This is a genomic window from Pseudomonas sp. MWU12-3088, from assembly GCF_023242405.1.
GTDB classification, from domain to species: Bacteria; Pseudomonadota; Gammaproteobacteria; order Pseudomonadales; family Pseudomonadaceae; genus Aquipseudomonas; species Aquipseudomonas kribbensis.
In genome coordinates this window covers 1-14,152 of record NZ_JALJEA010000010.1, presented here as the reverse complement: position 1 = coordinate 14,152, position 14,152 = coordinate 1, and the positions used below count along the sequence as shown (strand labels likewise).

The 14,152-nt window shown below is 60.6% G+C and carries 13 protein-coding genes; 7 read left to right on the top strand and 6 right to left on the bottom strand.

Going from position 1 to position 14,152, the window contains the following annotated elements:
• Positions 1-69 precede the first annotated feature (69 nt).
• Positions 70-1,017 carry a LysR substrate-binding domain-containing protein gene (locus M5B98_RS21640; RefSeq protein ID WP_085711731.1) on the top strand — a complete coding sequence of 316 codons (948 nt, stop codon included), beginning with the start codon at positions 70-72 and terminating at the stop codon, positions 1,015-1,017.
• Positions 1,018-1,217: 200 nt separating this feature from the next.
• Complete coding sequence (locus M5B98_RS21635; RefSeq protein ID WP_085711730.1) at positions 1,218-1,625, top strand: HPF/RaiA family ribosome-associated protein; 408 nt, start codon at positions 1,218-1,220, stop codon at positions 1,623-1,625.
• Positions 1,626-1,756: 131 nt separating this feature from the next.
• Here the strand turns inward: M5B98_RS21635 and fecA are convergent, their stop codons facing one another.
• The 3 genes from fecA to M5B98_RS21620 all read right to left on the bottom strand — a co-directional run bounded on the left by fecA (position 1,757) and on the right by M5B98_RS21620 (position 5,596).
• Positions 1,757-4,090: a TonB-dependent Fe(3+) dicitrate receptor FecA gene (gene fecA / locus M5B98_RS21630; RefSeq protein ID WP_248743921.1), complete on the bottom strand. Its 2,334-nt coding sequence runs from the start codon at positions 4,088-4,090 to the stop codon at positions 1,757-1,759.
• A gap of 91 nt (positions 4,091-4,181) precedes the next feature.
• The gene (locus M5B98_RS21625) at positions 4,182-5,111 is read right to left on the bottom strand and encodes a DUF4880 domain-containing protein (protein WP_248743920.1); all 930 of its coding nucleotides are present in this window, start codon (positions 5,109-5,111) and stop codon (positions 4,182-4,184) included.
• Entirely contained in the window at positions 5,108-5,596 is a 489-nt protein-coding gene (locus M5B98_RS21620) for a sigma-70 family RNA polymerase sigma factor (protein ID WP_412548550.1), read from the bottom strand. Before M5B98_RS21620 ends, M5B98_RS21625 begins: the two co-directional genes overlap by 4 nt.
• 175 nt (positions 5,597-5,771) lie before the next feature.
• Here M5B98_RS21620 and M5B98_RS21615 point away from each other — a divergent pair, with 175 nt between their 5' ends.
• The 4 genes from M5B98_RS21615 (at position 5,772) to M5B98_RS21600 (ending at position 10,230) form a co-directional block, all read left to right on the top strand.
• The gene (locus M5B98_RS21615; RefSeq protein WP_085711727.1) at positions 5,772-6,077 is read left to right on the top strand and encodes a DUF3649 domain-containing protein; all 306 of its coding nucleotides are present in this window, start codon (positions 5,772-5,774) and stop codon (positions 6,075-6,077) included.
• Positions 6,078-6,143: 66 nt separating this feature from the next.
• Entirely contained in the window at positions 6,144-6,710 is a 567-nt protein-coding gene (locus M5B98_RS21610; RefSeq protein ID WP_248743918.1) for an RNA polymerase sigma factor, read from the top strand.
• Entirely contained in the window at positions 6,707-7,696 is a 990-nt protein-coding gene (locus M5B98_RS21605) for a FecR family protein (RefSeq protein WP_248743917.1), read from the top strand. Before M5B98_RS21610 ends, M5B98_RS21605 begins: the two co-directional genes overlap by 4 nt.
• Before the next feature lie 104 nt (positions 7,697-7,800).
• Complete coding sequence (locus tag M5B98_RS21600; protein WP_114881468.1) at positions 7,801-10,230, top strand: TonB-dependent siderophore receptor; 2,430 nt, start codon at positions 7,801-7,803, stop codon at positions 10,228-10,230.
• Here the strand turns inward: M5B98_RS21600 and M5B98_RS21595 are convergent, their stop codons facing one another.
• On the bottom strand, positions 10,231-11,106 hold the full coding sequence (locus M5B98_RS21595; protein ID WP_248743916.1) for an AraC family transcriptional regulator: 876 nt from the start codon (positions 11,104-11,106) through the stop codon (positions 10,231-10,233).
• A gap of 139 nt (positions 11,107-11,245) precedes the next feature.
• On the opposite strand from M5B98_RS21595, the gene M5B98_RS21590 reads away from it, so the two are divergent.
• A complete protein-coding gene (locus tag M5B98_RS21590; protein WP_248743915.1) occupies positions 11,246-12,148 on the top strand; it encodes a DMT family transporter in 903 nt (300 codons plus the stop codon).
• Between the two features lie 20 nt (positions 12,149-12,168).
• Here M5B98_RS21590 and M5B98_RS21585 read toward each other — a convergent pair whose 3' ends face one another.
• Together M5B98_RS21585 and M5B98_RS21580 are read right to left on the bottom strand one after the other, a co-directional pair.
• Entirely contained in the window at positions 12,169-12,678 is a 510-nt protein-coding gene (locus M5B98_RS21585) for a DUF2165 family protein (RefSeq protein WP_248743914.1), read from the bottom strand.
• Positions 12,679-12,816: 138 nt separating this feature from the next.
• Positions 12,817-13,791: a 2-hydroxyacid dehydrogenase gene (locus M5B98_RS21580; RefSeq protein ID WP_248743913.1), complete on the bottom strand. Its 975-nt coding sequence runs from the start codon at positions 13,789-13,791 to the stop codon at positions 12,817-12,819.
• Between the last annotated feature and the right edge of the window lie 361 nt (positions 13,792-14,152).

Here is a 14,152-nt window from a genome sequence, read left to right as displayed (position 1 = left end):
CGATACTGCCTACCTCGCTTCAGCGTGACTAACGAAACTTCCTAAGTAAGCCTTTAGCAGGACTAAACCATGAGCCGTCAATTGCATGCCCAGACTTACGTCTGGCTGCAGGTGTTTTCCTGTGCCGCGCGGCACCTGTCGTTCACCCGTTGTGCCGAAGAACTGCACATCACGCCGGGGGCGGTCAGCCAACAAATCCGACAACTGGAAGAGCGCCTGGGCTTTCGCCTGTTTCACCGTCGCGCGCGGGGTGTGGAGCTGAGTGCGGAAGGGCAGCGACTGGCGATTACGGTCAACGAGGCTTACGGCAGCATCGATGCGGAGTTGCGTCGTCTCGATGCGGGGATGATCAGCGGAATTCTGCGGGTGCGTTCGATTCCGTCGTTTCTCAGCAAATGGCTGACCCCGCGCCTGCCGCGCCTGCAACAGCGTTACCCGGACATCCAGTTGCGGCTGGTGGCCGAGGACAGCAGTGTGCCGTTGCATGAAGGGGATTTCGACCTGGCCATCGACTTGAACGACGGCAGTTATCCGGGCCTGTTATCCACAGCCTTGCTCGACGAGCAGATTTTCCCGGTGTGCGCGCCGGGCCTGCTGCGCGGACGACCGCCGCTGCACGGGCCGGCGGATCTGGTGCATTTTCCGCTGCTGCACGACATCACCGCATGGCGCGGCAGTTATGAGTACGCGGAGTGGGAGTTCTATCTCAACGCTGTCGGTTTCGAAGGTGCCGACGTACGGCGTGGGCACACGTTCAACCGCAACCACCTGACCATCGAAGCGGCGATTGCCGGCATGGGCGTGGCGATTGCCCGGCGCACGCTGCTCAACGACGAGCTGGAGCGGGGGACGTTGATCGTGCCGTTCGGGATTTCGGTGCCCAATCACAAGCGCTATGTCTTGCTCTATGCGCCGGGGGCGTTGAGCCATCCGGGCGTGCGCGCGGTGCATGACTGGCTGGTGGAAGAGGCGGAGATTTTTCGTGGCCTGCACCCGTTGGGTGATGGCCAATTGTGAGCAGATTTTTCAGGGTGGCGGGGCGACCCAACTCCCGACCTTACCAGCGCTTCACTCGGTTGTCCGGCTTTTTTTGCGTATGAATATTTATCTTTTTTCAGGGGTTGAAATGTTCGTCAAGCGGGCCGATTGTTGTAATCAAGAGGTCACGAAATCCTGTTCAAGGCCTCTTGCGAGCTAGCTGAAATAAGGGATGAACTATGCAAATCCAAGTCAACAGCGACAACCATATTCAAAGCAGCAAACGACTGGAGGAGTGGGTACGAACCACAATTGAGAGCACGCTCGACCGTTATGAGGAAGACCTGACCCGTGTCGAAGTCCATCTGAGCGACGAGAACGGTGACAAACCGGGTCCCCATGATTTGCGCTGCCAACTGGAGGCGCGGCCAAAAGGCCATCAACCGATTTCCGTCACCCACAAAGCCGATTCGCTGGAACAGGCGATCGATGGTGCAGCCGAAAAACTGGAGCACGCGCTGGAGCACCTGTTTGGCAAACTGCGGGGCAAACCGCGAGCCGCTGTGGTGCCGTTCGAAAGAAAGGCGAATGACCGGTTGCTGGAGGAAGAATTTCTGGAAAACGAACAGGCAGCGATCAACAGTTGATGCGCTGATTTTATAAGTCACCCAATGAGAACGGGCCTGCAATTGCAGGCCCGTTTCGTTTTTGGTGGGTTTTGTGAGTGGATCAGATGAAACCCCTCTCCCTTTGGGAGAGGGCTGGATGCATGTAGATCTCAGAAGGCAACGGATGTCTGCACATATACCGTGCGCGGCTCACCGACATACTTGCCCTTGTTGTTGTCATCGAACGAGCGGGTGAAATACTGGGTGTTGAAGATGTTCTTCACCCCCACCGCCACGTTCAGGTCCGACAGTTGCGGGCCGAAGTCATACCCGGCACGGCTGCTGAACAGCATGTAGCCCGGGATCTTGCCGGTGCTGCCGTCGGCGCTTTCTTTCGAGGTGTTGGCGTTGTCGGCGAACTGGTCGCTCTGGAAGCTGCTGTCCAGGTTGAGTTTCCACGGCCCTTCGGTGTAACCGACGCCGATCGTGCCTTTGTGTTTGGACGAGAACGGCACACGGTTGCCCTTGTTCGGGCCGTCTTCGCGGATGGTCGCGTCGACATAGGCGTACGTGGCGTAGACATCGAAGCCGGCCAGTGCCGGGCTCAAATCATCCAGCGCGTAATTGACGCTGGTCTCGATGCCTTGATGGCGGGTCTCGCCACGGGCGATGACCGAATCGTTGGTCTGGTTGCTCTCGTACTGGTTGTCGAAGTTGATCAGGAACGCGCCGATTTCCGCGCGCAGCGCGCCGTTGTCGTAACGGGTGCCGAGTTCCCAGGTGCGGGCCTTTTCCGGTTTCACTTCACCGCTGCTCACGCGGTTGGGCATCTGGCTGTATTGCACGCTGCCGAAGGAGCCTTCGGTGTTGGCGTACAGGTTCCAGGTGTCGGTCAGGTGGTACAGCACGTTCAACGCCGGCAGCGCGGTGTTGTAGTCGCCCTTGTATTTGACGTTGGTCAGGTTGTTGGTCTGCTGCGACTCGATCATCTCGTAGCGCACGCCCGGGGTGATCGTCCACTTGCCGATGTCGATGCGGTCATCGACGAAGAACGCATTGGCTTCAGTGCCGCCACGGGTGTCGCGGTCGTTGCGACTATTGGTGGTCGGGTATTGGTTGCTGGCGATCGGCGTGCGATAGCGCGACTCGTGGCCGGCTTCATTGATGTAGCGATAGCCGACACCGACTTCATGGCTGGTCGGGCCGAGGTCGAAACCTTGGGCGAAACGGGTTTCCAGACCGCGAACCCAGTATTCGCGCGGCGACAGCGACAGGAACGTGCCCTGATCCAGATAACCGCTGCGCAGGGTCTTGGTGAAGAAGGTGTTGGCGGTGAATTCGCGGCGGTCTTCCTGATAGCGGTAACCGAAATTGAACATGGTGCGACGACCCCAGAACTGGTCTTTCGGGCGGGTCGATTGATACGGATCGGCATCGTAGTCGGCGACATTCAGACCGCCGGGCATGTCAGCCTTGCCTTCGTAATACTGGGCCATGGCGTTGAAGCTGTTGGCTTCGTCGAGCTGGTATTTGCCCTTGAGGATCAGGTCGTCGATTTCCGTGTCGCTGTGTTCGCGCCAGTCTCCACCGCGCGTGCCGGAGTACAGCAGCGCGCCGCCCAGGCTATTGTCGTTGGTGCCGCCGGCCAGCAGGTTGGCGCTGGTCTTGAAGCCGTCGTGGCTGGACGATGGGCTGGTTTCGGTCTGGAAACCGCCCTTGACGGTCGGCTCGTCCGGAATCGCCCGGGTCACGAAGTTGACGACGCCGCCGACGTTCTGCGGGCCGTAACGCACGGCGCCGCCGCCTCGCACGACATCCACCGCGTCCATGTTGCCCATGCTGATCGGCGCGAAGGACAACTGCGGCTGACCGTAAGGCGCGAACGGCACCGGAATGCCGTCCATCAACACCGTCGAACGCGCGGCCAGGCGCGGGTTGAGGCCGCGAATGCCGAAGTTCAGCGCCATGTCGTGGCTGCCGGTGCCGTTGTTTTCCGGGGCATTGACCCCGGGAATGCGGTTGAGCACATCGCGGGCCTGAGTCGCGCCCTGACGTTCGAATTCTTCGCGGCGGATCACGTCACGGGCACCGGGATGTTCGAAGACGTTGACCTGCTCGGCTTCACCCAGCCAGTCGCCAACCACTTTCGAGGTGTCCAGCTCCAGCGCCGTATCGCTCGCCGGTTGCAGGCTGAAGGCGTTGCCACCTTCGGCGCGAGCTTGCAGGCCGGTGCCTTCGAGCAGCGCGTTCAGACCTTGTTCCGCTGTGTAGTTGCCTTCCAGTCCACGGCTCTGCACGCTGCTGGTGACCTGCGAGCCGAACGAGATCAGCACGCCGGCTTCACGGCCGAACTGGTTGAGGGCGTTTTCCAGCGACGACGGGGCGATGTGGTAAGCCTTGGTTTCGGCAGCCTGCGCAAGGGGCAGGGCGCTGAAGCTCAGGCTGGCGCCGAGGACAAGATTGCGCAGGGTTCGGGCCAGTGGCGTGAGGCGGGTGAAGTGCATGGAGGACGGTCCTGAGAAGGTTGAATCAAGGGGGCTTTCCTTCTCTGTCACGCCAGATCTGAAAAACGGCTCATTTATTTTTTGCGATGGATCAAACCTTGGCTTCGACCGTCACCCAGTATCGGGTAAAGCGCTTCACTTTTACCGGCAGGCTGATTTCCAGCAGATCGAGAATCCGCTCGCTGTCGTCCAGTGGATAAGTCCCGGAGATCAGCAGGTCAGCCACTTTCGCATCGCAATGGAGCTGCCCGCGACGATAGCGGCCGAGTTCGTCGAGGAAGTCACCCAGGCGCATGTGCGCGGCCACCAGCATGCCGTCGGCCCAGGCGCCGCTGTTGGCGTCCAGCGGTCTGGCTTCGCCGACAGAGGTGGCGCTGAAACTCAATTGCCGGGCGACCGGCAACAACATCGGTGCGCGACCTTGTGCGTTCAATTCGACCCGACCTTCAAACAACGCAACCTGCGTGCGGTCGGCAAACTGCCGGACATTGATCCGTGCGCCTCGGGTTTTCAGCAGGCCTTGGGCGGTTTGCACTTCGAAGGATTGAGTGGCGGTCAGCAGCATTTCACCTTCGAGCAGGCGGATCAGGCCATCTCCCCGGACATCCGCCGCACTGGCGGTGTTGAGCTGCAACTGTCCGCCGGCGCCGAGCGATATCTTGCGCCGTTGACCGACCGGGCTGCGGTAATCGGCCAGCAGCGATGGCAATGGATTGTGCTCGCGCATTCCCCAGGTGACCGCCGAGCCGGCGCCGAGAATCAGCAACAACTTCAGCGCCTGACGCCGGCTGCCGGACTTTGGCGCATTCAGCGCGGCGTGGGCCAGAGGCGATGACAAACCGCGCAACCGCGAATTGACTCGCTGAATGTGTTCCCAGGCGCGGCGGTGTTCGCTGTGGGCGTCGATCCATTGTTGCCAGGCTTGTTGCTGGCGCGGATTCAACGGACCCTGCTGCATTTCCAGCAGCCAGTGCACCGCCTGCTCGGCGACCTGCGATGAAAAATCCGTCGGCGGGTTCACAGGGCGAAGTAGCAGCGCATCGCTGCCTTGTTCAGATGACGTTTGACCGTGGCCACGGAGATGCCCAGTTCAGCGGCGATCTGTGGATAAGTCAGGCCATCCACCTGAGCCAGCAGAAAGGCACGTTTGACGGTGCGCGGCAGGCCGTCGAGCAACTGGTCCAGCTCCATCAGGGTTTGCAGAATGATCGCTTTCTCTTCTTCCGAAGGCGCGACGACTTCCGGCATCTGCGCGAGGGTGTCGAGGTAGGCGCGCTCCAGATCCTGGCGGCGGTAATGGTTGAACAGCACGCGTTTGGCCAGGGTGGTGAGGAATGCGCGCGGCTCGATGATCACCGGCGGCTCGCGAGCGGTCAGCACCCGGATGAAGGTGTCCTGGGCCAGATCGGCGGCGCTGTCCGGGCAGCCGAGCTTGCGCCGCAGCCAGCCGGTGAGCCAGCTGTGATGGGCCTGATACAGCGATTCGACGGGATGGGCGGGCGACAACGGCATCACTCCGGGCGCATGTGGATGCGTTAGAGAACAAGAATGGTTCGCATTGTAGGGCTGCGAGTGTGTGCCGGCAATCAGACTCTTTTGCGTATGAGAATATTTATCATTAATATCGCTTGTCTGTCGTCTTGACTTGTTGGTCGGGCGTTAACCGTTTCAGGGCCGAAACATGAAAGCCAAACTTGCCGCACTTCCCATGTCCTATCGTCTGGCCGTCACGTCGCGGGTGCTCGCGGCGGTGTTTGGCGGCTATCTGGTCGCGGCGCTGGCCAGTGTCACGCTGACCCTGTGGTTGCCGCTGAACCGCGCCGAAGCGGTCGTCACCGGCATGACCGTCTCGTTCCTGGTCTATCTGGTGGCCGTGCTCTGGTGTTTCGCCTGTCGCAGCGCATGGTCGGCGTGGGTCGGTTTGCTGGTGCCGAGCGTGATTCTGGCGACGATCTCCGGCGCTGCCCGAGGCCTGGGTTACGCATGAAAGAGGGTTTAAGCCAGGCAATGACCGGCCCGCTGCCGTCCCCTGTCGCAGGGTTCTTGAACTGACATGCTGATCAGCCATCCCCCCGAGTCCCGCGACGACGAACCCCACGGCGCCCGTGCACATTTTCTGCAGGTGTTTTTGTCCCAGCGTTCGCAAATGGAAGCCCTGGTGAACCGCCGCGTCGGCTGTCGGGCAACTGCGGCGGATCTGGTGCAGGATCTGTTCTTGCGTTTCTGGCGCCGGCCGCTGGTGCAGGTCGAAGAGCTGAGCACCTACCTGTTACGTTGCGCCGGCAACATCGCCATTGACCATCTTCGCAGTGAAGGCACGCGGGTGCGGGTCAACGAAGGCTGGCAGCCGGATGAACCGGACAGCAGCGCCAGCGAACCGCAAGCCGCGCTCGAGGCGGGCAATGATCTGCGCCACGTCGAAGCAGCGTTGCGCGCCTTGCCCGAGCGCACACGGCAGATCTTTTTGCTCAATCGCATTCACGGACGCAAGTACGCCGAGATCGCCAAAGCCACGGGGCTGTCCCAAAGCGCCGTGGAAAAACATATGATGCGCGCCCTCGAGGCCTGCAAGGCCAGCCTGCGCGAATCCGCGCCACGCCTGCCAGGGAAAGCACCGTGAATCACACCGACCGCGTCACTCCGACGCCTGCTCAGGAGCAGGCGGCTTTTGCCTGGCTGAGCCTGTTGCACGACCGCCCCAGCACCGGCGATCAACTGACCTTCAGCCAATGGCTGCATGCCGATCCCGCCCACGCCGAGGCTTACGCTCAGGCACAAGTCATCTGGGAATTGAGTGAAGGGCCGGCCCGCACACTGGCCGATGAAGAAGCGTTCGCCTTGCAGGGTTACCTGAATGCGATGGATCGGCCGCGCCGTCCACAGGTCCGGCGCTGGGCCGGAGCGCTGGCGATGGCGGCCTGTCTGTTGTTGATGATCAGCCTCGGCACCGGTTGGCAGCCGCAGCGCTGGATCGACGATCTGGGTGCCGATTACGTTTCGGCTCCCGGCGAAATCCGCACCGTGACCTTGTCCGACAAATCCCAGGTCACGCTGGATGCCGACAGCGCCATCGCCGTGGATTTCAGTCATGGCGAGCGGCATGTCCAGGTGCGTCGGGGTGCCGGATTTTTCAGCGTGACCCACACTGGCGAGCCGTTCGTGGTCGAGGCTGAAAAGGGCCAGACGCGGGTGCTCGGCACGCAGTTCGAAGTGCGCCTGCAACCTCACGGCGCACAAGTCACTGTGCTGTCCGGGCGCGTCGGCGTGACGGCATCCCGTGATGATCAACAGCAGATTCTCACCACCGGACAGCAGGTGGCGTATGGCGAAGGTTCAGCGCAAAAACTGCACGCCGTGGACAGCGAAGCGCAACTGGCCTGGCGTCAGGGCTGGCTGACTTACTACAAGTCGACACTGGCCGATGTGGTGCAGGATCTGCGGCGTTATTACCCCGGGCGCATCGTGTTGCTCAACGACGAATTGGGCGCGCGCAAGGTCAGCGGAAGCTTTCCGAGCAAGGATCCGCAAGCGGTGCTGAATTCGCTGCAGGGGGTTCTGGGATTCGAGCAGCATCAGGTGTTGGGCAAGCTGATTATCCTGCGCTGAAAATATTTTCAGATTTGTAGTGAGGTAAATCCCGACGCCATCCGTGTAGTGACTGAAACTGCGAGTCATTCGCATCCGTTGCGGTTCTACACAGGTCATGAGCAATGAAGTCCAGGGCAAAATCGGGTTCGGTCAAACAGTGGTTCGGCGCCTCGGCGCTGAGTTTTGCGGCGTTGGCATTGCTGCCGATGAGCGTGGCGCAGGCCGCTGAAAGCAACAGCAGCCAGCCACAGAAACAGTTCAGTTTTTCCCTGGCTGCCAAACCGCTGCCGCAGGCCTTGAGCGATTTCAGTCGTGTGACCGGCCAGAGCGTGGTCTACACCGTCGAAGCGCCGTACGGTCTCAACGCACCGGCGGTCAACGGACAGATGAGCGCCGAACAGGCACTGCAACGATTGCTCACCGGTTCCGGCCTGACCTTCCGCCGCACCGACAGCCATACCCTGGCCCTCGAACCGCAACCGACCGCAGGCGCGCTGAACCTCGGCGCGACGAACATCACCTCGGTCATCGATCAACCGATGAGCTACCAGCCACCGGAAACCAGTTCGGTGATGCGCTCCTCGGCCTCGCTCCAGGAAATCCCGCAGACCGTCAACGTGATCCCGGCCCAGGTCATTCGCGATCAGGCACCGCGCAATCTTGATGATGCACTGGCCAACGTCAGCGGCATCACCCAGGGCAACACGCTGGGCAGCACCCAGGATTCGGTGATGACCCGCGGCTTCGGCGACAACCGCAACGGCTCGATCATGCGCGACGGTATGCCGGTGGTGCAGGGCCGCGGCATGAACGCGACCGTTGATCGTGTCGAAGTGCTCAAGGGCCCAGCTTCGCTGCTCTACGGGATTCAGGACCCGGGCGGCGTGGTCAACATGGTCAGTAAAAAGCCTGAACTGACCCAGTACAACGCACTGACCCTGCGCGGCTCGACCTATGGCGACGGCAAGAACGGCAGCGGTGGCTCCTTCGACAGCACTGGTGCGCTGGGGGACTCCGGTCTGGCCTATCGCATGGTGCTGGATCATGAAGACGAAGATTACTGGCGCAACTTCGGCACCCATCGGGAATCGCTGATCGCGCCGTCGCTGGCCTGGTACGGCGAGCGCACCAAGCTGTTGTTCGCTTACGAGCATCGGGAATTCCTGACGCCATTCGACCGTGGCACCCTGATCGACCCACGCACCAACCATCCGCTGGACATCTCGCGCAACGAACGTCTCGACGAGAAATTCAACGACATGGAAGGCCGTTCGGATCTCTACCACTTCGAGGCCGACCACGAACTCAACGACGACTGGAAAGCCCATTTCGGCTACAGCTGGAACCGCGAAACCTACGACGCCAGCCAAGTCCGCGTAACCGCGATCGACACCAAAAAAGGCACCCTGACCCGCAGCATGGACGGCACCCAGGGCGCGATCAGCACCGACCGTTTCACCACCGCCAGCCTCGAAGGCAAGGTCAACGTGCTGGGCATGCAGCATGACCTGGTGTTCGGCGTCGACGACGAGTACCGCAAGATCTACCGCGCCGATCTGATCCGTCAGAAAAGCCTGAGCACCTTCAGCTACGTCAACCCGGTCTACGGTCGTGAAGTTGCCGGCTCCACCGTCAGCCCGGCGGACAGTGCGCAGACCGATCTGCTGCGCAGCGACTCGGTATTCCTGCAGGACTCGATCCACCTCAACGACCAGTGGATTCTGGTGGCCGGCGGGCGCTTCCAGGAGTACGACCAGTACGCCGGCAAAGGCGTACCGTTCAAGGCCAACACCGACAGCAATGGTCAGAAGTGGGTGCCGCGCGCAGGTCTCGTATATCGCTACACCGACGCGTTGTCGTTCTACGGCAGTTACACCGAGTCGTTCAAGCCGAACTCCACCATCGCCCCGTTGAGCGGCAGCAGTACCGTGCTCGACGGCAGCATCGCGCCGGAAGAAGCCAAGTCCTGGGAGCTGGGTGCGCGCCTCGATATTCCGGGACGTGTCACCGGCAACATTGCCCTGTTCGACATCAAGAAACGCAACGTGCTGGTGGCCAACGCCGAAGGCCCGACCACGATCTACAGCGCCGCCGGTGAAGTGCGCTCCCGAGGTCTGGAAGTGGACCTGACCGGCCAGCTCAGCGACCGCTGGAGCATGATCGGCAGCTACGCCTACACCGACGCCGAGGTCACGGAAGATCCGGACTACAAAGGCAACAAGCTGCAGAACGTGGCGAAAAATACCGGCTCGCTGTCGGCGGTCTACGACTTCGGCAGCGTGATCGGCGGCGATCAACTGCGGGTCGGCGCCGGCGCGCGGTATGTCGGTGAGCGAGCGGGTAACGCAGTGAATGATTTCGAGCTGCCGAGCTACACCGTGGCCGATGCGTTCGCCACTTACGACACCAAGGTTGAAGGGCAGAAGGTCAAGTTCCAGCTCAACGTGAAGAACCTGTTCGACCGCACCTACTACACCTCGGCGGCCAGCCGGTTCTTTGTGTCGATGGGCGATTCGCGGCAGATTTCGTTGTCCAGCACGCTGGAGTTCTGATCAGCGCAAAAACGCCTGGCGATACTCGCCGGGCGTTCCACCCAGCACCTGGCGAAAACGGTTGGTGAAGTGGCTGGCACTGGCAAATCCGCACGCCAGGGCAATCTCGCCCAATGGCAACGACGTCCCGCGCAACAACTCCCGCGCCCGGCTCAGGCGCCGCGCCAGCACATACTGATGCGGCGGCAGACCGAAGCTCACCCGGAACATCCGCGCAAAGTGGTATTCCGACAACGCACACAACCCCGCCAGTTGCCCGAGGCTGATCGGCTCGGCCAGTTGGCTGTCGATGAACTCCACCAGTTGCCGGCGCTGATGCGGCGCCAAACCACCCTTGAGACGCAAACCCTCTCGCACGCCGACCTGGCTGAGCAAGGTATGGCTGATCAGTTCATGGGCAAGGCTGCTGGTCAGCAAACGTTCGGCGGGTTCGTCCCAATTGAGGGTGAGTAGCTGGCGAAACCGCTGGGCCTGTTGCGGATCTTCGAGAAAAGTCTGTTCGCGCAACTGCATTTCCCGGGGCTCGCGATCCAATAGGGTGACGCAGCCCAAGGCAAATTGTTCGGCGCTGAAATACAGGTGGGCCAGACGAATATCGCCATTAATCACCCAACCCGATTCGTGATCGGCCGGCAGGATGCACAGCTTGTCCGGGCCGCCCTTGTTGCCGGGCTCGCCACGGCGGAAGGTGCCAGTGCCGCCGGCGATGTAGCAGGAGAGGGTGTGATGGCTCGGCGCTTCGTATTCCTGGGCGTCGTGGTGATTGGTCCACAAAGCAGCAGACAAGCCGTCGCCCAACTCGGCGCTGTGCACAAGGCGTGCATTGGGCGAATTGTTGAGGGCTTGAAAGACTTGCAGGGTATCGATGGCGGCCATGATCGGTTCTCTTCAACGCCTTGCATCCTACTCCGTAGATTTCCCGCTGCCAGCCTGTGGCCCGACAAAAGCGCAAGTTTATGCAAGCACGGGTAGATGGCGTGGGCGGACACTGAAACCCAATCGAGGAGTGTCTGCCATGAACCTGTCGTTGTATTTGTTGACCGTACTGATCTGGGGCACCACCTGGATCGCTCTTAAATGGCAACTGGGCGTGGTCGCGATTCCGGTGTCGATCGTCTATCGCTTCGGCCTCGCCGCGTTGGTGCTGTTCGCGCTTTTGCTGCTCAGCCGCCGTCTGCAACCGATGAACCGGCGCGGGCATCTGATTTGTGTGGCGCAGGGGTTGTGCCTGTTCTGCGTCAACTTCATGTGTTTCCTGACCGCCAGCCAATGGATCCCCAGCGGCCTGGTGGCGGTGGTGTTTTCCACCGCGACCTTGTGGAACGCCCTGAATGCGCGAGTGTTCTTCGGCCAACGTATTGCGCGCAATGTGTTGATGGGTGGGGCGCTGGGGCTGTTTGGCCTGGGCCTGTTGTTCTGGCCGGAGCTGGCCGGGCATCACGCCAGCCCGCAAACACTGCTTGGCCTTGGTCTGGCGCTTTGCGGCACCTTGTGTTTCTCCGCGGGCAACATGCTGTCGAGCCTGCAACAGAAGGCCGGCCTCAAGCCGCTGACCACCAATGCCTGGGGCATGGCCTACGGCGCGGCGATGCTGTCGGTGTGGTGCCTGCTCAAAGGCATTCCGTTCGAGATGGAATGGACATCGCGCTACATCGGCGCGCTGCTGTACCTGGTCATCCCCGGTTCGGTGATCGGTTTCACCGCGTACCTGACGCTGGTCGGTCGCATGGGGCCGGAGCGCGCAGCTTATTGCACGGTGTTGTTCCCGGTAGTGGCGCTGAACGTATCGGCCTTTGCCGAAGGCTATCAATGGACGGCGCCGGCATTGGCCGGGTTGGTGCTGGTCATGCTGGGCAACGTGCTGGTGTTTCGCAAACCCCGCGCACCGATACTGCCGACTCAAGGCAAACTGGCCTGATGCACATGAGCGCTGAATGTTCAGCGCTCAACTTTTATGACGATGTAAATCAATAGCGGAAATATGAAATCGACAATATGCCGGGCCCAGTCCTTGGCATTCCATGTTTGCGAAGTGTCCATGTCGAACCATTCAACACCGATGGTTTGCAGACCGACGTAATAAACGAACATGGCGATCATCAAACCAATGATCGAAAGTTTCTTTGCGTCGTGGAAAGCTTCGGCTGAGTCGTTGATTTTCCGATAAAGGTGATAAGTGCCCAGCAGGCAGCAAACGGTGTAAATCACTTCCAGAGTAATAATCAGCCAGTAGATGCGGTGGTGCAGCATGGGTGAGGTGATTGCCCGATATCGTATGTTTTCGTTGATCTGGGTGGTGTCCATGCTGAGGATGTGCCCGACATATTCATAGTTTGATGGGTAGTCGGTGAAGTTGCTGTACATCACAAGAAGGCCGAAGAAGCTGATGTAAGCCATGAGTATGACTTTGCTGTAGCGGACAAGTTGATCGGTGTTCAGGCTTTTCAAGGTAGATGTTCTCCAGAAAGTTTTAATTTCTGGAGAGTCTATAGCGGCAGTGCCTGTTTCGTTGTTCAGTTCAATTGCAAGTTATGTGCGCCGGATAAAAGATCGGGCAAGTGCGATACAACACTTGCCCGATCTTTTTTAACCGCGCCAGACCTGCGGATTGACCAGATCCTGCGGTCGCTCACCAAGCAGAGCGCTACGCAAATTGGCCAGTGCACGGTTGGCCATGGCCTCGCGAGTTTCATTCGTCGCCGAGCCGATGTGCGGCAAGGTCACTGCGTTTTTCAGCTGGAACAGCGGTGATTCCGCCAGCGGTTCCTTTTCGTAAACGTCAAGGCCGGCACCACGAATGCGGTTGTTCTGCAGCGCTTCGATCAGTGCCGGCTCGTCGACCACGGGGCCGCGGGAGATGTTCACCAGAATCGCGTTCGGCTTCATCAGCGCGAGTTCGCGATGGCTGATCAGATGACGGGTCTTGTCGCTGAGCGGCACCACCAGGCAGACGAAATCCGCTTCGGCCAGCAACTGATCGAGGCTGCGAAATTGTGCGCCGAGTTCTTGCTCCAGTCCGGTCTTGCGGCTGTTGCCGCTGTAGAGGATCGGCATATTGAAGCCGAAGCGTCCACGACGGGCGACGGCGGCGCCAATGTTGCCCATGCCGACGATGCCCAGGGTCTTGCCGTGCACGTCGCAACCGAACAGTGGTGCGCCGACACTGGCCTGCCATTGGCCGGCCTTGGTCCAGGCGTCCAGTTCGGCGACGCGGCGGGCGCTGCTCATGATCAGGGCGAAGGCCAGGTCGGCGGTGCTTTCGGTCAGCACGTCCGGGGTGTTGGTGAGCATGATCCCGCGTTCATTGAAGTAGGCGAGGTCGTAGTTGTCGTAGCCGACGGAGACGCTGGAGACCACTTCAAGCTTCGTGGCGTTTTCCAGTTGGGCCTTGCCGAGTTTGCGGCCGACACCGATCAGGCCGTGGGCGTGGGGCAGGGCTTCGTTGAACTGGGCGTTGATGTCGCCGTTTTTCGGGTTGGGGACGATGACGTCGAAGTCCTGTTGCAGGCGTTCGATCATGGGTGGGGTGATGCGGCTGAAGGCCAGGACTGTTTTTTTCATTGGCTTGGGCTCGGCTGTTCTGGGTTGCCAAGCAAGCTAACATTCTTCGCCAGATTTGGCTTGTCCTTGGCGGCCTTTGGGCCGACCAGGTTCTTGGGGTTTTGGGTGAATAACCGTTTCTGCGGGTGTTGCGGATGGCGGTTTCGCCCTTACGGCGAGTCCCTTTGGCAAACGCCCCAAAGGAACCAAAGGTCTGGGCCCCGGCGTTCGGCACCTCGCTTTGGCTCGGTGTTCCCTCGTTACGGGACTCATCCGGGGGCATCGCCTACGGTTTGCTTCGCTGCACCTCCTCTCGATGTGTTTGGCTTCGCCAAACGGTCGCTGCGCTCCCACCCCCGGATAAATCCCTCCACTCAGCCTG

What these genes read in the sequence shown, in the direction of transcription:
- M5B98_RS21610 (WP_248743918.1), top strand. Translation starts at nt 6,144, where the DNA reads ATGCTGATCAGCCATCCCCCCGAGTCCCGCGACGACGAACCCCACGGC.
- M5B98_RS21600 (WP_114881468.1), top strand. Translation starts at nt 7,801, where the DNA reads ATGAAGTCCAGGGCAAAATCGGGTTCGGTCAAACAGTGGTTCGGCGCC.
- M5B98_RS21635 (WP_085711730.1), top strand. Translation starts at nt 1,218, where the DNA reads ATGCAAATCCAAGTCAACAGCGACAACCATATTCAAAGCAGCAAACGA.
- M5B98_RS21595 (WP_248743916.1), bottom strand. Translation starts at nt 11,106, where the DNA reads ATGGCCGCCATCGATACCCTGCAAGTCTTTCAAGCCCTCAACAATTCG.
- M5B98_RS21580 (WP_248743913.1), bottom strand. Translation starts at nt 13,791, where the DNA reads ATGAAAAAAACAGTCCTGGCCTTCAGCCGCATCACCCCACCCATGATC.
- M5B98_RS21615 (WP_085711727.1), top strand. Translation starts at nt 5,772, where the DNA reads ATGAAAGCCAAACTTGCCGCACTTCCCATGTCCTATCGTCTGGCCGTC.
- fecA (WP_248743921.1), bottom strand. Translation starts at nt 4,090, where the DNA reads ATGCACTTCACCCGCCTCACGCCACTGGCCCGAACCCTGCGCAATCTT.
- M5B98_RS21640 (WP_085711731.1), top strand. Translation starts at nt 70, where the DNA reads ATGAGCCGTCAATTGCATGCCCAGACTTACGTCTGGCTGCAGGTGTTT.
- M5B98_RS21590 (WP_248743915.1), top strand. Translation starts at nt 11,246, where the DNA reads ATGAACCTGTCGTTGTATTTGTTGACCGTACTGATCTGGGGCACCACC.